Source organism: Nonomuraea sp. NPDC049624 (genome assembly GCF_040675255.1).
In the GTDB taxonomy this organism is placed as follows: domain Bacteria; phylum Actinomycetota; class Actinomycetes; order Streptosporangiales; family Streptosporangiaceae; genus Nonomuraea.
Map to the genome: position 1 here is coordinate 798,946 of NZ_JBFAOR010000003.1, position 16,170 is coordinate 815,115.

Below are 16,170 nucleotides of genomic sequence, written 5' to 3' on the forward strand. Positions count from 1 at the left end.
GCTCGGCCGGGTCAGAGGGCGTCGTCGCAGACGGTGACGGCGACGGTGCGCCGGCGGGCGACGGGCGCGGTGATCTGGAGCGTGACGCTGTGGGGGCCGGCGTCCGTCAGCGCGGTCGGCGAGGTCAGGTGCCGGGGGGCGTCCTCGGTGACGGTGGCCGAGGCGCGGGCGGTGACCGTGCCGTCGACGATCCAGGTGTAGCGGAGGGTGACCGGGGCGCCGGTCCTGGTCACCGCCGCCTGGAGCCGTACCGCGCCGTCCCAGCAGTCGCCGTTCCTGGTGCCGCCGGACGGGCGCAGGGGGGCCAGGGTGAGGCGGTCGGGGGACGGGGTCGTGCCGGAGGTGCTCTCGTCCTGCGGGCCGGGGACCGGGGTGCGGGTGTGCCGGGGACGTCGCGTGGGGGAGGTCGCGGTGCCGGGGGTGGGAGCGAGGGTGGGGGCGGTGGTCACGTCGGCCACGTGGGTGGCCTTGGGCGTGGGCGTCGAAGGGGTGAGCCACACGATCGCGCCCGACAACACCAGCACGGACACCCCGGAGACCCCGGCCACCACCGCCGTCTTCACCCGCCGCCGCACCCGCACCTTGGGCGCTGCCCCCGGCTTGGCGGCCTGCGCTGCCATGGCCGGGGTGGGGGCCGGGGCCGGGGCCGGGGTCTGCGGTCCGGGCGGCCCCCCTTGGGGAAAGGGCGGCGTGCCCGCCACCAGGCGCAGCCCGGTCGTCCCGGACGCGGCCTCCGACGCCCCCGAGGGGGCCGAACGGGCCGCCGCCGCGGCAGGCGCCGGGCGGGCCGATGTCCCGGAGGGGGTTGGGTGGGGCGCGGTTGCCGAGGGGGGCGGGCCGGGGGCGGGGGTGGTGAGCAGGTGGCGGAGGACGTCGGCCATGGGCGGGCGGCGGGCGGGGTCCTTGGTCAGGCAGGCGAGGACCACGCCGAGCAGCGGTTGCGGCAGGTCGCCGGTGCGGGGTTCGTCGTGCAGGATGCGGTTGATCACCGCCGGCAGCGAGTCCTCGCCGAACGGCGGCATCCCCGTCGCCGCGAACACGATCACCGACGCCCACGCGAACACGTCCGCGGGCGCGCCCGCCTGCTGTCCCGAGAGCTGCTCGGGCGCCATGTACGCGGGCGTGCCCGTGATGGCGCCGGTCGGGCTCACCCCCGTCCCGAACGCCGCCGAGACGCCGAGGTCGGTCACCCGCGGACCGTCCGGCCCGAGCAGCACGTTGGACGGCTTGAAGTCGCGGTGCGCGACGCCCGCCCGGTGCGCCTCGGCCAGCGCCGTCGCGGTCGTCACCGCCAGCCGCCGCAGCTCGTCCGCGCCGCGCAGGGGGCCGGCCTCCTGGAGGGAGGGCCCGTCCACGTACTCGGTCACGACGTACGGCCGGCCCCTGACCGAGGCGTCCAGCACCCGCGCGACGCAGGACGGCTCCACGGCACGCGCGGCGGCGAGCTCCCTGGCGAACGGCTCACCGGCGGTGACGCCCTCGGCGAGCACCTTGACGGCCACCGGACCGCCGTCGCGCCCGCGTGCGAGGTAGACGACACCGTGGCCGCCCGCGCCGAGCCGCCCGGCCAGCCGGTAGGGTCCCACCGCCGCCGGGTCGCCCTCGCGGAGGGGTTCGACGTTGGGCATGAGGGGAGTGACTCCTGTGACGGCTGTGATCAGAACTCCAGCACCTTACTGGCAAATAACCGGACTTGTCAGAAGTTAGGCTGATCAACGAGAAGAAAGAGGTGAACCGGGTGCGCTCGCTGGAGGACTACGCCCAAGGCGTACGGGCAGGCTCCCGTACGTGGATCGCCCGCGCGATCACCCTGGTCGAGTCGACCAGACCGGACCACATGGCGCTGGCCCAGCGGCTGCTCGTCGAGCTCACCCCGCTGTCCGGCCGGGCCCGCCGGGTCGGCGTCTCCGGCGTGCCCGGCGTGGGCAAGTCCACGTTCATCGACGCGCTCGGCACGTACCTCACCGGCCAGGGGCACCAGGTGGCCGTGCTGGCCGTCGACCCCTCCTCGACGAGGACGGGCGGCAGCATCCTCGGCGACAAGACCCGGATGGCACGGTTGTCGACCGATCCGGCGGCGTTCATCCGCCCGTCGCCGACCTCCGGCACGCTCGGCGGCGTCACGAAGGCGACCAGGGAGGCCATGGTCGTGGTGGAGGCCGCCGGGTTCGACGTGGTGCTGGTCGAGACCGTCGGGGTCGGGCAGTCGGAGACCGCCGTGGCCGACATGGTGGACACGTTCCTGCTGCTCACCCTGGCCCGAACCGGCGACCAGCTCCAGGGGATCAAGAAGGGCGTGCTGGAGCTGGCCGACGTGATCGCGGTCAACAAGGCCGACGGCGAGTACGAGCTCGCGGCCAGGAAGGCGGCCAGGGAACTGGCCGGAGCGCTGCGCATGCTGCGTTCGGACGCCGGGCCGCCGCCCGTCCTGACCTGCAGCGGGCTCACCGGGGACGGCCTGGAGGAGTTGTGGCGGCGCATCCTGGCCCATCAGGGCTCGCTGGACCTGGCCGCCAAGCGCCGCCGCCAGCAGGTCCAGTGGACCTGGACGCTGGTCCGTGACCGCCTGCTCGCCGAGCTGCGTCATGACCCCGAGGTGGCGGCGATCACGGCGGAGGTCGAGCGGGAGGTGCTGGCGGGGGAGCTGACCCCGGCACTCGCCGCCGACCGCCTGCTGTCGGTGTTCAAACGGCCCTGACGTCCGGCGGCCGGGGGCTCTCCACTCCCCGGAGGAACAGACTTGCGCCCGGGGGAGAAATATCCGTATCCGCAGCGTCATCTCCGATCCGACGGCTTGAGCGGGACATGTCACGATGTCGCGCAACCGACGTGGGGAGAAGCGTAGATGGGTGCGGAACCGATGCTGCCCGGAACGGTGGCGGCGGCCCTGGAGGAGTACGGCCGCCTGCTGGCCGGGCACGGCATCACGTGGGGCGAGCCGGAGATCCACTACGTGAAGTTCTTCGCCCGGCGCAGGGTGCTGCCGCCCTCGTTGTTCGGCACGTTCTGGCGGCTGGCCTTCGAGGAGGCCGCGCGGCTGCACCCGGGGCAGCCGATCGACCGGCTGGCCGCCCACCTCGCCGAGCCCGACTACGACCGGGTGCTGCGCGACACCCTGGCCGGCGAGCTGCCGCAGCACCTGGCCGCGCTGCGCGTCGGCCCGGACGGGATCGAGCTGCGGGGAGCGCCGGTCACCGTCCTGGCCCCCGGAGAGCCGCCCTCCGGGCGCGGCGCGGAGAAGATCTTCCTGCTCGTCGACTCCTCCCGCGACACCCCCTGCCCGGTCAGCGTGGACGACGCCCGCCGCGAGCTGGCCCCCCGCGGCGCCTGGCTGGTCGAGGCCGAGGCGGGCAGCGTGATCGTGGCCGACGGGCAGCGCGTCCGGCTCGACGCCCTGCTGCGCCCGGTCCCCGCCGCCCGGCTCACCCTGGTGGCGGGGCAGCCGTGCCGGTGGAGCGTCGCCTCCCGGGACGGCCGCGGCTGGTACCCGCCCGGCGTCCCGGCCCGCCACGACTACCACGGCAGGCCCTACTTCCACGGTGACGGCCGCACCCTCGACGTCCCGGCCGGACCGCTGACGATCACCGTCACCAGGGGCATGGAGTACGCCGAGTCCGCCCTGGACGTCACCCTGGCCCCGGGCGAGGAACGCGTGGTCCGGCTCACCCCGGAACGCCTCTACGACGCCGCCGCCCGCGGCTGGTACGGCGGTGACCTGCACGTCCACCTCAACTGGGCCGGCGACCTGGTGGGCCTGCCCGCCGACGCGGCCGCCGCCCAGCTCGGCGAGGACCTGCACGTGCTCAATCTGCTCGCCGGGAACGTCTCCGGGCCGCGCGTCTACGACCGGGAGGCCCTCGACCACTGGGCGGGGGAGGACCTGCCCTGGTCCGACGCCACCCACCTGGCCCGCATGGGCGTCGAGTACCGCAACGACCTGCTCGGCCACGTCTACGCCTTCGCCCCCGAACGCGCGCCGGGCCGGTTCCACACCGGGTTCGCCGGCGACGCCGACTGGCCGCCGAACGCCGAGGGGCTGCGCGAGCTGCGCGGCCTCGGCGCGGTCCTCGGCTACAGCCACCCCTTCGCCACGCCGCTGGCCGACGGCGACCCGCCCAGGGCCGTCGTCTCCCCGGCGCCGCGCAACTGCGCCGCCCGCGAGCTGGTCGCCGACGCCGCGCTCGGCCTGGTGGACAGCCTCGACGTGCTCACCCACGCCTCGATCCCGTCCACGGCCGCCGTCTACCGGCGGCTGATCGGCGCCGGCAACCGGCTCGCCGTCACGGCGGGGACCGACTCGATGATCTCCTTCACGCGGGCGGACAACCAGTCCAGCCCGCCCGGCTGGGCCCGCGTCTACGCCCGGGTGGAGGGCGAGCTGACCGCCCGCGCGTTCGCCGACGCGGTACGGGCGGGCCGCACGTTCGCCACCACCGGCCCCTGGCTGGAGCTGACGGTGGACGGGCACGGCCCCGGCCACGTCATCGACGCCCGTCCCGGCGACCACGTCCGCGTCACCGCCACCGCGATCGGCCCGGAGGTGGCCGCCGTGCGCGTCCGTACGGCCGAGGGCGTGCGCGCGGGCGCGGAACGGCTCCCGGCCGGCGAGCGGCGCCCCGGCGGCGAGGAGCGGCTGACCGTGACGGCCGACCTGCGCGTGGACGAGCCGACGTACGTGCTGGCCGAGGTCGTGTGCGACCCGCACCCGCGCACCATGACCGGCACCGGCTACGCCCTGACCAGCCCCGTCCACGTGGACCTGGCCGGCCGCCGGGTGGCCAGGCGCGAGGACGTGCGCTGGTGCCTGGAGTGGCTGGACCTGCTGGAGGAGCTGATCAGGACGCACGCCCGCCTGACCACCCCCAGCCAGCTCGCCGACCACGTCGCCCTGCTGGACCAGGCCAGAGAGGTCTACCGCGGCCGCCTGTCCTGACGGTTCCCGACCTCCGGCGGCCCCTGGCTCCTCCCCGCGTCCCTTGCTCCTCCCACGCCCCTTGCCCTCTCACGGTCCCTGACCTCCGTACGATCCAAGCCCTCTTACGACTCTGGCCGCCTGTGCTAGATTTTGGCCATGCGGTCAGAAAATCAGTCGGGTGGCCAGAAGGCGCGCTCGTTCATCGAGGAGGCCAGGCGGGCGCAGATCATCGCCTCGGCCGTGGAGGTGATCGCCGAGGTCGGGTTCGGTCAGGCGTCGCTGGCGCGCATCGCCCAGCACGCGGGCATCAGCAAGGGCGTCATCTCCTACCACTTCGCCGGCAAGGAAGAGCTGATGGAGGAGGTGGTCAACAGCGTCTACGGCGAGATCGCCGCCCACGTCATGGCGCGGATCGAGGGCGTCGAAGGCCCCACCGCGATGGTGCGCACGCACATCCTCGCCGTCGCCGAGCACATGCGCGAGCACCGCACCCGGCTCAAGGCCCTCGGCGAGATCTTCTACAACCTGCGCACCGCCGACGGCGAGCCGCGCTACGGCGTCAACGCCAACGACGAGCTCTACCAGGCGATGGAGCAGATCTACGCCTACGGCCAGTCCACCGGCGAGTTCCGCGACTTCGACCGCCGCGTCATGGCCATCACCCACTTCTCCGCCATCGACGACATGTTCGCCTACTGGGTGGCGAACCCCGACCACGACCTCGACGCGCACGCCGCGGAGCTGGCCGACCTGTTCGAGAGGGCATGCAGACGATGAAGACCGAGACCGGCGCCAGGCTTTTAGCCGTCGACAACCTGCGCGTGCTGCTGACCGTGCTGGTCGTCGCCCATCACGTCGCCGTCACCTACGGCAACATCCCGCTGTGGTACTACACCGAGCCGGCCGCCGACCCCTCCGGGGTGGCGCTGGACATCCTGGTGGTCCTCAACCAGGCGTTCTTCATGGGGTTCTTCTTCCTCATCTCCGGCTTCTTCACTCCCGGCTCCCACGACCGCAAGGGCGGGCGCGCGTTCGTCCGCGACCGGCTGGTCAGGCTCGGGGTGCCGCTGCTGGTCTTCCTCCTGCTGCTGCGGCCGCTGCTCACGATCGGCGAGCACGGCATGCCGTTCTGGAAGTGGTACATCGTCTCGTGGGACCCGGGGCCGATGTGGTTCGTCGAGGTGCTGATCGTCTTCACCCTGCTCTACGCGTGGTGGCGGCGTGCGGGCCGGTCCGGCGGCCCTCGGGACGGGACGCAGGAGGCCGGGACGCAGCAGGCCGGGGCACCGAGTCTCAAGGGGGTCGTGCTGTTCACCCTCGGGCTGGCGGCGGCCACGCTCCTGTGGCGGATCCCGGTGCCCCAGGGCACGTACGTGCCGGTGCTCGGGCTGCCCACGCCCTACTTCCTGCCGCAGTACGCGGCGATGTTCGCGGCCGGCGTGGTCGCCTTCCGGCGCGGCTGGTTCGAGGCGCTGCCCAGGCGGGCCGGGCGGGCCGGGTTCGTCGTCGCGGGCGTGGCGACCGTGTTGTTGCTGCCGCTCGCGGCGCTGACCACGGGCCTGGTCGCGGTCGCGGTCAACGCGCTGTGGGAGTCCGTGTTCGCCGTCGGCATGATCGTCGGGCTGGTGGTGCTGTTCAGGGAGCGGTTCGCCCGGCAGGGGCCGCGCGGCGGGTTCCTGTCCGCCAACGCCTACGCGGTCTACGTCATCCATCCGCTGGTGCTGGTCGCCGTGGCCTGGGCGGTGCGGGGGCTGCACGCGGCGGCGGTCGTCAAGTTCGCCCTCGTGCTGGCGGTGTCGCTGCCGTTGTGCTGGGGGCTGGCGTACGCGGTCAGGTCGTTGCCGGGGGCCAGGCGCGTCCTTTGACCGCGGGCTTGACTTTGGGCCTTGCCGGGCCTTCGGCCGCGTGCCACCATCGCGCTAACTCTTAGGAAACTTTCTTAAGAGATTCCGTGAAGGGAAGTGATCGGGGTGCGCCGGATCCTGACGCTGTTCGCCGCCGCGCTGCTGGTGGCGGGCGTCCTGTCGGCCGTCGTGCCGGCCCCGCCGGCCGGGGCGGCCACGTGCGCGACGCCGTGGAACGCCACGACGGCCTACAACGGCGGCGCGGTGGTGTCCCGCGGCGGGCACAACTGGTCGGCCAGGTGGTGGACGCAGAACGAGACCCCCGGCACCGCCGCCGTCTGGGCCGACCAGGGCGCCTGCGGCGGCGGCGGGACCCCGACGCCCGGCTGCGGCGACCACCCGAACTGGGTGGCCGGCCGGTACTACGCCACCGGCAGCATCGTGCGGTACACCGACGGCAACTACTACGTCGCCGTCCACGACAACCCCGGCTACGACCCCGTGATCAGCACCTGGTACTGGGACCCGTACGCGTGCGACGGCGGCGGCACGCCCACCGACCCGCCGGACCCAGGAGGCTTCGTGGTGAGTCAGGCGCAGTTCGACCAGATGTTCCCCGGCCGCAACTCCTTCTACAGCTACAGCGGCCTGACCACGGCGATCGCCGCCTTCCCCGCCTTCGCCGGGACCGGCTCGGCCACCGTCAGGAAGCAGGAGGCCGCCGCCTTCCTGGCCAACGTCAGCCACGAGACCGGCGGGCTGGTCTACATCGTCGAGCAGAACACCGCGAACTACCCGCACTACTGCGACGCGACCCAGCCCTACGGCTGCCCGGCCGGGCAGGCCGCCTACTACGGCCGCGGGCCCATCCAGCTGAGCTGGAACTTCAACTACAAGGCCGCCGGCGACGCCCTCGGCATCAACCTGCTGAACGACCCCTGGCAGGTGGAACGGAACGCGTCCGTGGCCTGGAAGACCGCGCTGTGGTACTGGATGACCCAGAACGGCCCCGGCACCATGACCCCGCACGACGCCATGGTCAACAGCCGCGGCTTCGGCGAGACCATCCGCAGCATCAACGGCAGCCTGGAGTGCAACGGCGGCAACCCGGGCCAGGTGCAGAGCCGGGTCAACGCCTACCAGCGGTTCACCCAGATCCTCGGCGTCGCCCCCGGCGGCAACCTGTCCTGCTGACCGCCTCCCGGCGCCCGGTCAGGCCGGCCGCGCTCCCGTGGGGGCCCGGCCGGCCTGATCGGCCGGCGCGCGCCGCTCGGTGGTCTCCAGGTAGCCGCGCAGGGCGTGCCGGGAGCGGGTGAGCGTGTCGATCTGCTCGTCGAGGCCGCGCAGCCGGGCGCGCAGCGTGTCCAGCAGCTCCGGGCAGGGCACCAGATCGGGGTCGGGGCCCGTGACGCAGGGCAGCAGGTACGCGATCTCGTCGGTCGACAGCCCGGCGTCGAGCAGCTTCCTGATCTGGGCCACCGTCAGCACGGCCCCGTCGTCGTACTCGCGGTAGCCGCTGGCGCGGCGGCTGGGCTCCAGCAGGCCCTGGGCCTCGTAGTAGCGCAGCTGGTGCGGGCGGACCCCGGTCCGCCGGCTCAGGTCACCGATCAGCACGGCCGTCCCCCTTGACCTTCATACCGGTCTGAACGTTGACGATTCTCCCATAGCTGCTGAATCACCTCTTTGGGAGAGCGACTGTGATGACGAAGGAAAGCCGTACCCCCGTGACCGTCCTGGGCCTGGGGCTGATGGGGGAGGCGCTGGCCGGGGCGTTCCTGCGGGACGGCCGGCCGACGACCGTCTGGAACCGCACGGCGGCCAAGGCCGAGCGGCTGGCCGGGCAGGGCGCCGTCCCGGCCGGGTCGGCGCTGGAGGCCGTGGCCGCCGCGCCGCTCGTGGTCGTCTGCCTGACCGGGTACGACGCCGTGCGCGAGGTGCTCGACCCGCTGGGCGCCGCCCTGGACGGCCGGGTGCTGGTCAACCTCACCTCCGGCACCTCCGCCGAGGCCCGCGACACCGCCGCGCGGGTGGCCCGGCACGGCGGCGCCTACCTCGACGGCGCGATCATGACCACCCCCGCCGCCATCGGCACCCCTGCGGCCGCCCTGCTCTACAGCGGCCCGCGATCGGCCTTCGACCTGCACGAACCGGCCCTGCGCAGCCTCGGCGGCGCGACGACGTACCTCGGCGCGGACCACGGCCTGTCGGCGCTCTACGACGTCGGGGTGCTGAGCCTGATGTGGAACATCCTCAACGGCTTCCTCCAGGGCGCCGCGCTGCTCGGGGCCGCCGGGGTGGAGGCCGCGGCGTTCGCCCCGGTCGCGCGGAACGGCGTCGAGACCGTGGCCGGCTGGCTGGCCGACTACGCGCGGCAGATCGACGAGGGCGCGCACCCGGCCACCGACTCGACCCTCGACACGCACGTGGCGGCCATGGACCACCTCGTGCACGAGAGCGAGTCGCACGGCGTCGACGCCACGCTGCCGCGCTTCATCAGGGAGCTGGCCGGCCGGGCCGTCGCGGCGGGCCACGGCGGCGAGGGCTACACGGCGCTGATCGAGCAGTTCCGCAAGCCCTCCGGCCGGGACTGACGACGGCGGGCCCGCGCGCCAGGCCCGCCGACCGGCGGCGGATCCTTGCGCCCCCGCCGTCGGCCGGCGTCGTCGGTCGCCGCCGTCAGTCGGCGTAGAAGCCGTCGAGGACGTCGGCGTGGCGTTCCTCGACGGCCTTGCGCCTGATCTTCAGGCTGGGCGTCAGCTCGCCGGTCTCCACGGTGAAGTCGCCGGCCAGGATCGCGAACTTCTTGACCGTGGCGTAACTGGCCTGGTCGGCGTTGACCTGCCGGATCGCCTTGTCGACCTCCTCGCGCATGCGCGGGTGCCCGCACAGCGCCTCGGGGTCGGCCGGCAGCGACTCGGCCTCGGCCCACGGGCGCACGACGTCCATGTCGAGGGTGATCAGCGCCGTCACGTAGTTGCGGCGGTCGCCGTGCACGAACACGTGCGAGGCGAACGGGCAGGCGGCCTTGATCCGGCCCTCCAGGTAGGTCGGGGCGACGTACTTGCCGCCCGAGGTCTTGATCAGCTCCTTCTTGCGGTCGGTGATCAGCAGCCGGCCGGCCTGGTCCAGCTCGCCGATGTCGCCGGTGTGCAGCCAGCCGTCCGCCAGCGCCTCGGCCGTCTCCTCGGGCAGGCCGTGGTAGCCGCGCATGACGCCGCGCCCGCCGATGAGGATCTCGCCGTCGCCGGCGATGCGGACCTCGGTGCCCGGCAGCGGCGGGCCGACCGTGCCGAACCGCACCGACTCGGGACGGTTGAGGAAGCTGCCCGCCGACGACTCGGTCAGGCCGTACCCCTCCAGGATCGTCAGGCCGGCGCCGTCGAAGAACTCGGCCACGTCCCGCGACAGCGGCGCGGCCCCGGAGATGAAGAAGCGGATCCGGCCGCCGAAGCGCGCCCGCAGCTTGGCGAAGACCAGCCGGTCGGCCAGCGCGTGCTCGACCCGGGTGGTGAGCGGGACGGCCGCCTCGCGCTGCCGCGCCCTGCTGACCCGCAGGCCGGTCTCCCGCGCCCACTCGAAGATGCGCAGCTTGACCCCGCCCTCGCGGCGCACGGTGGCGACGACGGTGTTGTGGATCTTCTCGAAGATGCGCGGCGCGGCGGCCATCACGGTGGGGCGCAGCGCCCCCAGGTTGTCGGCGATGCGGTCGAGGCGGCCGTCGATCGCGGTCGGCACGCCGATGTCGATCATCACGACCTCCAGCAGCTTGCCGAACGAGTGGGACAGCGGCAGCCACAGGAAGTGCAGGTCGTCGGGGGACAGCAGGCCGATCTCGCGGACCGAGCCCGCCGCGAACAGCCAGTTGTCGTGGGTGAGCTCGACGCCCTTGGGACGTCCGGTGGTGCCGGAGGTGTAGATGAGCGTGGCCAGGTCGTCCTGGGCGATGGCGTCCACCATGGCGTCGTACTCGTCCGGCGCGTCGTCCGGCGCGTCGCTCTCGCCGTGGCTGAGCGAGTCGAGGGTGACCACCCAGCCGTCGTCGCTCGCCGAGCCGTCGACGACCACCACGCACGTGACGTCGGGCAGCTCCTTCTGCACGGACCTGAGCTTGGCCACCTGCTCGTCGTCCTCGGCGATGACGATCGTGCTGCCGGAGTCGGTGATGACGAAGGCGCACTCGGCGGCCGTGTTCGACGGGTAGATGGTGGTGGTGGCCGCGCCCGTGGAGAGCACGGCCAGGTCGGCGAGGATCCATTCGAGCCTGGTCGAGCAGAGGATCGACACGCGCCTGCCGGGTCCCGCGCCGAGCCCGGACAGCCCCAGCGCCAGTCCGCGGACGCGCCGGCCGACCTCGCTCCACGACAGGGAGGTCCACGCCTCGCCCGACGGCACCCGGTACGCCTCGGCGTCGGGGGTGGCCGCGATCCGGTCGCGCAGCAGGGAGGGAATGCTGGACATGCCTGACCTCCTGAGGGGTGTGCCGCCGACTCTAGGACGAGTGCGCCGGATCAGTCGATGGCCGTGATCGACCTGCCGCCGGCCGGGGGCGGTCCGGCGCACGCGACCGTCCTGGACGTGCGCACCTCCCACGCGCCGCACGCGCAGCGCAGGTAGGAGACCACGCCCTCGGAGGTGCGGTGGGAGGAGACGAGGGTCAGGGCGAAGGGGTCGTGCGGCTCTCCGGGATGCATGACTCCAACCTGATGTAATGACCTTGTGCATTTCAACACTTACGGCGGCAACGGCGCCGAACTCGCCGCGGCCCTCGTCAACGCGAGGGACTTCAGCCCGGCCGCGGTGCGGGAGACGCTCACGGCCAACGCCATGCGGCGCACGGACGTCACGCCGGCCCAGGCGGCGGAGCTGGCGGCCTGGGCGCGCCGGCTGGCCCCCGTCTTCGGGGAGCCCGACCTCGACGTGCAGGTGCGGCTGATCAACGAGCTGCTGGAGATCACCGCGTCCAGGCCGCACATCAGCACCCACGACGGCCTCGAACCGCACCTGCACTTCTTCTCCGCCGAGGCCGACATCGTCTCCAGGGCCAAGGACACCACCGCGGGCGGGCTGGCCATGGCCGTGTGCTTCTCCGACGGACGGCGGCTCGGGCGGTGCGACCGGACGGGGTGCGAGACCGTCTATGTGGACACCTCGCGTAACGGGCGGCGCCGGTTCTGCTCGCTGACCTGCGCGAACCGGGTCAACGTGGCCGCCCATCGAGCCCGGGACGTTGCCCGTCGGTCGTCTTTCGGGTAATGTGTCCGGGTCGTATCGCCGACCCCTGGGGGCAGTTGACGTGAGGATCTGAGGCCGCGGGCACCGCGCCTACCGCCCGGTCACGGGCTCTGTCGCGTGCGCACCTCGACCTCGGCGACCTCTTCGCCCCGGTTCTTCCCAGCTCAGGCTGTCCGGTTGTCGCGCGCGCAGCGGTGTTCCCGCCAAGTCACGAAATTTCGATTTTTGTGATGGGAGCCGCCTGATGTCTTTTTCCATTGTCGTCGATCACGTGTCCTTCGCCTGGCCCGACGGGACCATGGTGCTCGACGGTCTCGACGCCGCCTTCCCCGCCGGGCGTACCGGGCTCATCGGGGCGAACGGGTCGGGCAAGTCCACCCTGCTCAGGATCATCGCCGGGGAGCTGACCCCGGGGTCGGGCTCGGTCTCGGTCACCGGCGAGGTGGGGTACCTGCCGCAGAACGTGCCGCTGGCGGGCAGCCGCACGGTGTCCGACCTGCTGGAGATCAGCGGGAAGCGGGCCGCGCTGCACGCCGTCGAGAACGGCGACGTCGCCGAGGAGCACTTCACCGCCATCGGGGACGACTGGGACGTCGAGGAACGCGCGCGGGCCGAGCTCGACCGGCTCGGGCTCGGCCACGTCGGGCTCGACCGCACGGTCGCGACGCTGTCGGGCGGCGAGGCCGTCATGGTCGCGCTGGCCGCGCAGCTCCTCAAGCGCCCCGCCGTGCTGCTGCTCGACGAGCCCACCAACAACCTCGACCTGGACGCCCGGCGGCGGCTCCACGCCGCGGTCTCGGCGTACCCGGGTGTGCTGGTCGTGGTCAGCCACGACCGGGCGCTGCTCGGCCTCGTGGACCAGATCGCCGAGCTCCGCGACGCCGCCGTGCGCCTGCACGGCGGCAACCTGAGCGACTACGAGCGGCAGGTCGCCGCCGAGCAGGAGGCGGCCGAGCGCACGGTCAGGACCGCCGAGGGCGAGGTGCGTCGGCAGCGGCGCGAGCTGATCGAGGCCAGGACCAAGCTGGACCGGCGCGGCCGCAACGCGCGGAAGGCGTTCGAGAACAAGAAGGTGCCCAAGATCGTCGCCGGCGGGCTGAAGATGAAGGCCCAGGTGTCGGCGGGCAAGCACCGCGCGCTGCACGAGGAGCGCCTGGCCGAGGCCAGGGACAGGCTGACCGAGGCCGAGCTGGCCGTGCGCGACGACGCCGAGATCCGCGTCGAGCTGCCCGGCACCGCCGTCCCGGCCGGCCGGACCCTCCTGACACTGCCGCTCGACCGTGCAGACCGTCCAGACCGTCCAGACCGTCCAGACCGCCCAGACCGGCCAGACCGGCCTGATGGCGCGCCCGGCCGGGACGGGCTCAAGGCGCTCGACCGGCTGGTCGTCCGGGGCCCGGAACGCATCGCGCTGCTCGGGCCCAACGGGTCGGGCAAGACGACCCTGCTGCGCAGGATCGTCGAGCACGGCGCGCACGTCCCGGTGGGGTACCTGCCGCAGCGGCTGGACGTGCTCGACGACGCGCTGAGCGTCGTGGACAACGTCCGGGCCGTGGCGCCGGCCGCCTCGGTCAACGACGTGCGGGCGCGGCTGGCCCGCTTCCTGTTCCGGGGCTCGCGGGCCGACCAGCCCGTGGGCACGCTGTCGGGCGGCGAGCGGTTCCGCGCCGCCCTGGCCGCGCTGCTGTCGGCCGATCCGCCGCCGCAGCTGCTCCTGCTGGACGAGCCGACGAACAACCTGGACCTGTCCAGCGTCCGCCAGCTCTCCCAGGCGCTGGCGGCCTACCGGGGCGCGCTCGTCGTGGCCAGCCATGACGTGCCGTTCCTGGAGACGCTGGGCATCACCCGGTGGCTGCGACAGGATCGCGACGAGGGACTGGCCGAATCGTAATTGACGTCTGGGGATCAACCGGGCAATAGTGGGGCAGGTGGCTTCACCCCGGTTGATCTCCTGCGTTCTCGCCCTGGCGACGGTGACGCTCGCCGCCTGCTCCTCCCCGCCACCGCTGACCGGCGGTGAGCCGAAGGTCAGCGGCGTGGCGGACGGCAAGGGCGGAGCCTTCAGCGGCGATCCCGGTGGCGACCCCGGCGGGGACCCCACGTCCGGCTCCAGCCCCGCCGTCAGCGCCCTGACGCCGGAGGCGTACAAGGGCGAGCTCGACAGCAGGCACAAGGCGATGACCGGCGCGATCAGCGGGCTGGCCGGCGCGCGCGGGGTCCAGGCGCTCAACCAGCGCGTGGACAAGGCCGAGCAGGCGCTGAGCGGCGCCGCCGACGCCCTGTCCGCGATCGCGCCGCCCGCCGAGATCCGCGCCCAGCACGACGCGTACGTCACCAGCCTGCGCGACGTCGCCGCCGAGCTCGGCTCCACCGCGGGCAAGGTCGGCAGCCGCGAGCTGTGCACCTCCTCGGCCGTGCTGAGCGACCTGAACACCAAGCTCACCGCCCTGAACAAGGCGGGCGAGGCCCTGCAGAGCGCCGGCGACTACCCGGCCGACGTCGTCACGGTCAAGGCCGGCGGCAAGCAGAACAGGCGGCTGAAGAACGGCGCGTTCATCCGCCGGACCTCCCTCGGCGGCCGCAGCTCCCTGGAGGTCGACAACGGCGGCAGCCGCGACGCCGTCGTCACGGCGGTCAGGGGCGGCGGCAAGACGTTCAGCGTGTACGTGCGCAAGAGGGCCAAGTTCAAGGTCAGGGGCGTGCCCGACGGCACGTACAAGATCTACTTCACCCACGGCGTGGACTGGGACGGCAAGAGCCGGTCCTTCAGCCGCCAGTGCAGCTTCGAGCGGTTCCAGAAGTCGGTGAAGTTCAAGACCACGGTCACCGCCACCCAGATCCTCTGGCACGACTGGCGGGTCACCCTGCACGCCATCTCCGGCGGCAACGCCCGCACCGCGCCCGTCAACCCCGACGACTTCCCGAGCTGACCCTCCAGGCCCGGGCCCGCACACGCAAAAGGGCCGCGCGGACGCGCGGCCCTTTTCCGGCTGCCGGGGCGATCAGGTCGAGAACAGCATGCCCACCCAGCTGCGCTGGCGGTGGTGGCCGTAGTGGTGACCGCCGTGGTGGGGAGCTCCCCAGGCCGGCCCGGGGGCGGGGGGCGGCGGCGGAGCGGCGTGGTACTGCGACTCCATGCGGGTCAGGGTCTCCAGCTCGCCATAGTCGAGGAAGATCCCACGGCAGTTGTCGCACTGCTCGATGTGGACGCCGTTGCGCTCATATGTCCGCATGTTGCCGCGGCACTTCGGGCACTGCATCTAAGTCGCTCTCCTTGGATCCGGGGTCTCAGGCTGAAACCTACCGCGTGCGGCCCCCGTCACGCTCGGACGATTCTGCTGCACGATTCGATTAACGCGTGCTCCACCTCGTCGAGTTCCCGGTTCTCGCGCTCGGCGTTGAGCACGGCCACGGCGGCCAGTTGCACGGTCAGCGCCCGGGCCGGCAGGTCGAGCCGCTGCCAGGGATCGTCGCCCTGGCCGAGCGCGGGGCCGCCGGAGGCCAGGTAGGCGCCGAGGAACCGCTCCCAGACGGCCGGCTCCAGCAGGCCCGCCGCGTACCAGGCGGCCGGTCGCGCCAGGTCCCAGGCCGGGTCGCCGACGCCCAGGTCGTCGACGTCGATGAGCAGCCACCGGTCGCGGCAGACCAGCTGGCCCAGGTGCCAGTCGCCGTGGGTGAGCAGGCCCGGCACCGGGGCCGGCTCGGGCAGCTCCTTGAACGCGTGCCGGACGAGCTGCTCGACCGGGCCGTCGCCGCTCATCCTGGACACCGCGCGGGCGGCCCGCGCCGGGCCTCCGGCGGGCGGCATCGGCGGCACCACCGTCAGGGGGACGGCGTGCAGCCGGGCCAGCAGCCGCGCGCCCTCCTCCCAGGGAGCGGACCCCGGATCGTCGTGGGGGACCGGGCGGCCGGCCGGCCAGACGCTGACCGCGCGGCCCGCCGCCGTCAGCACCTCGGCCTCCAGCGGGGCCAGCAGCACGCCGTTGACCGCGGCCGCGGCGGCGGCCCTGAGGCGGGCGCGCAGCGGCTCCACCTCGTCGCGGGCGGAGTGGGCCTTGACCACCACCTCGCCCATCCGTAACACGACCACGTCGGTGCGTGTCTGGTGTCGCACGGGTTCGCCCGTGCCGCCGTACGCTGCGGCGATGCCCGCAAGCTCCTCCTCTAGACCCACTCGTA

The 16,170-nt window shown here is 73.2% G+C and carries 15 protein-coding genes; 9 read left to right on the forward strand and 6 right to left on the reverse strand.

The genetic code is table 11. From position 1 onward, the window contains the following. Positions 1 to 11: 11 nt before the first annotated feature. On the reverse strand, positions 12 to 1,628 hold the full coding sequence (locus AB0J76_RS15020) for a serine/threonine-protein kinase (protein ID WP_352326783.1): 1,617 nt from the start codon (positions 1,626 to 1,628) through the stop codon (positions 12 to 14). Between the two features lie 101 nt (positions 1,629 to 1,729). On the opposite strand from AB0J76_RS15020, the gene meaB reads away from it, so the two are divergent. From meaB to AB0J76_RS15045, 5 genes are all read left to right on the forward strand, one after another. Beyond that, complete coding sequence (gene meaB, locus AB0J76_RS15025; RefSeq protein WP_352326784.1) at positions 1,730 to 2,698, forward strand: methylmalonyl Co-A mutase-associated GTPase MeaB; 969 nt, start codon at positions 1,730 to 1,732, stop codon at positions 2,696 to 2,698. 147 nt (positions 2,699 to 2,845) lie between these two features. After that, positions 2,846 to 4,933, forward strand: coding sequence for a CehA/McbA family metallohydrolase (locus tag AB0J76_RS15030; protein WP_352326785.1), 2,088 nt, complete (start codon positions 2,846 to 2,848; stop codon positions 4,931 to 4,933). A 138-nt stretch (positions 4,934 to 5,071) separates the two neighbouring features. After that, positions 5,072 to 5,692, forward strand: a complete 621-nt coding sequence (locus AB0J76_RS15035) for a TetR/AcrR family transcriptional regulator (RefSeq protein WP_352326786.1) — start codon at positions 5,072 to 5,074, stop codon at positions 5,690 to 5,692. Continuing rightward, positions 5,680 to 6,780 carry an acyltransferase gene (locus AB0J76_RS15040; RefSeq protein ID WP_352326787.1) on the forward strand — a complete coding sequence of 367 codons (1,101 nt, stop codon included), beginning with the start codon at positions 5,680 to 5,682 and terminating at the stop codon, positions 6,778 to 6,780. The genes AB0J76_RS15035 and AB0J76_RS15040 overlap by 13 nt, the downstream gene beginning before the upstream one ends. Before the next feature lie 105 nt (positions 6,781 to 6,885). Then, positions 6,886 to 7,953 carry a glycoside hydrolase family 19 protein gene (locus AB0J76_RS15045; protein ID WP_352326788.1) on the forward strand — a complete coding sequence of 356 codons (1,068 nt, stop codon included), beginning with the start codon at positions 6,886 to 6,888 and terminating at the stop codon, positions 7,951 to 7,953. 18 nt (positions 7,954 to 7,971) lie between these two features. On the opposite strand, the gene AB0J76_RS15050 is transcribed toward AB0J76_RS15045, so the two are convergent. Then, positions 7,972 to 8,373, reverse strand: a complete 402-nt coding sequence (locus AB0J76_RS15050) for a MerR family transcriptional regulator (RefSeq protein ID WP_352326789.1) — start codon at positions 8,371 to 8,373, stop codon at positions 7,972 to 7,974. Positions 8,374 to 8,459: 86 nt separating this feature from the next. Here AB0J76_RS15050 and AB0J76_RS15055 point away from each other — a divergent pair, with 86 nt between their 5' ends. Further along, positions 8,460 to 9,350, forward strand: a complete 891-nt coding sequence (locus AB0J76_RS15055) for an NAD(P)-binding domain-containing protein (RefSeq protein ID WP_352326790.1) — start codon at positions 8,460 to 8,462, stop codon at positions 9,348 to 9,350. An 85-nt stretch (positions 9,351 to 9,435) separates the two neighbouring features. Here the strand turns inward: AB0J76_RS15055 and AB0J76_RS15060 are convergent, their stop codons facing one another. Together AB0J76_RS15060 and AB0J76_RS15065 are read right to left on the reverse strand one after the other, a co-directional pair. Continuing rightward, entirely contained in the window at positions 9,436 to 11,217 is a 1,782-nt protein-coding gene (locus AB0J76_RS15060) for a long-chain fatty acid--CoA ligase (RefSeq protein ID WP_352326791.1), read from the reverse strand. Between the two features lie 50 nt (positions 11,218 to 11,267). Beyond that, the gene (locus tag AB0J76_RS15065; RefSeq protein WP_352326792.1) at positions 11,268 to 11,450 is read right to left on the reverse strand and encodes a hypothetical protein; all 183 of its coding nucleotides are present in this window, start codon (positions 11,448 to 11,450) and stop codon (positions 11,268 to 11,270) included. Between the two features lie 25 nt (positions 11,451 to 11,475). On the opposite strand from AB0J76_RS15065, the gene AB0J76_RS15070 reads away from it, so the two are divergent. From AB0J76_RS15070 to AB0J76_RS15080, 3 genes are all read left to right on the forward strand, one after another. Further along, entirely contained in the window at positions 11,476 to 12,012 is a 537-nt protein-coding gene (locus tag AB0J76_RS15070) for a CGNR zinc finger domain-containing protein (protein ID WP_352326793.1), read from the forward strand. A 223-nt stretch (positions 12,013 to 12,235) separates the two neighbouring features. Then, complete coding sequence (locus AB0J76_RS15075; RefSeq protein WP_364389666.1) at positions 12,236 to 13,882, forward strand: ABC-F family ATP-binding cassette domain-containing protein; 1,647 nt, start codon at positions 12,236 to 12,238, stop codon at positions 13,880 to 13,882. Between the two features lie 37 nt (positions 13,883 to 13,919). Beyond that, entirely contained in the window at positions 13,920 to 14,921 is a 1,002-nt protein-coding gene (locus AB0J76_RS15080) for a hypothetical protein (RefSeq protein ID WP_352331029.1), read from the forward strand. Positions 14,922 to 14,993: 72 nt separating this feature from the next. Here AB0J76_RS15080 and AB0J76_RS15085 read toward each other — a convergent pair whose 3' ends face one another. Both AB0J76_RS15085 and AB0J76_RS15090 read right to left on the reverse strand, forming a co-directional pair. Continuing rightward, complete coding sequence (locus tag AB0J76_RS15085; protein ID WP_352331027.1) at positions 14,994 to 15,251, reverse strand: zf-TFIIB domain-containing protein; 258 nt, start codon at positions 15,249 to 15,251, stop codon at positions 14,994 to 14,996. A 59-nt stretch (positions 15,252 to 15,310) separates the two neighbouring features. After that, a complete protein-coding gene (locus tag AB0J76_RS15090) occupies positions 15,311 to 16,165 on the reverse strand; it encodes a phosphotransferase (RefSeq protein ID WP_364389668.1) in 855 nt (284 codons plus the stop codon). Positions 16,166 to 16,170: the final 5 nt, after the last annotated feature.

Excerpts from the sequence above, each read along its gene's own strand:
- AB0J76_RS15055 (WP_352326790.1), top strand. The coding sequence starts at position 8,460 with ATGACGAAGGAAAGCCGTACCCCCGTGACCGTCCTGGGCCTGGGGCTG.
- AB0J76_RS15060 (WP_352326791.1), bottom strand. The coding sequence starts at position 11,217 with ATGTCCAGCATTCCCTCCCTGCTGCGCGACCGGATCGCGGCCACCCCC.
- AB0J76_RS15035 (WP_352326786.1), top strand. The coding sequence starts at position 5,072 with ATGCGGTCAGAAAATCAGTCGGGTGGCCAGAAGGCGCGCTCGTTCATC.
- AB0J76_RS15030 (WP_352326785.1), top strand. The coding sequence starts at position 2,846 with ATGGGTGCGGAACCGATGCTGCCCGGAACGGTGGCGGCGGCCCTGGAG.
- AB0J76_RS15065 (WP_352326792.1), bottom strand. The coding sequence starts at position 11,450 with ATGCATCCCGGAGAGCCGCACGACCCCTTCGCCCTGACCCTCGTCTCC.
- AB0J76_RS15020 (WP_352326783.1), bottom strand. The coding sequence starts at position 1,628 with ATGCCCAACGTCGAACCCCTCCGCGAGGGCGACCCGGCGGCGGTGGGA.
- AB0J76_RS15085 (WP_352331027.1), bottom strand. The coding sequence starts at position 15,251 with ATGCAGTGCCCGAAGTGCCGCGGCAACATGCGGACATATGAGCGCAAC.
- AB0J76_RS15040 (WP_352326787.1), top strand. The coding sequence starts at position 5,680 with ATGCAGACGATGAAGACCGAGACCGGCGCCAGGCTTTTAGCCGTCGAC.
- AB0J76_RS15075 (WP_364389666.1), top strand. The coding sequence starts at position 12,236 with ATGTCTTTTTCCATTGTCGTCGATCACGTGTCCTTCGCCTGGCCCGAC.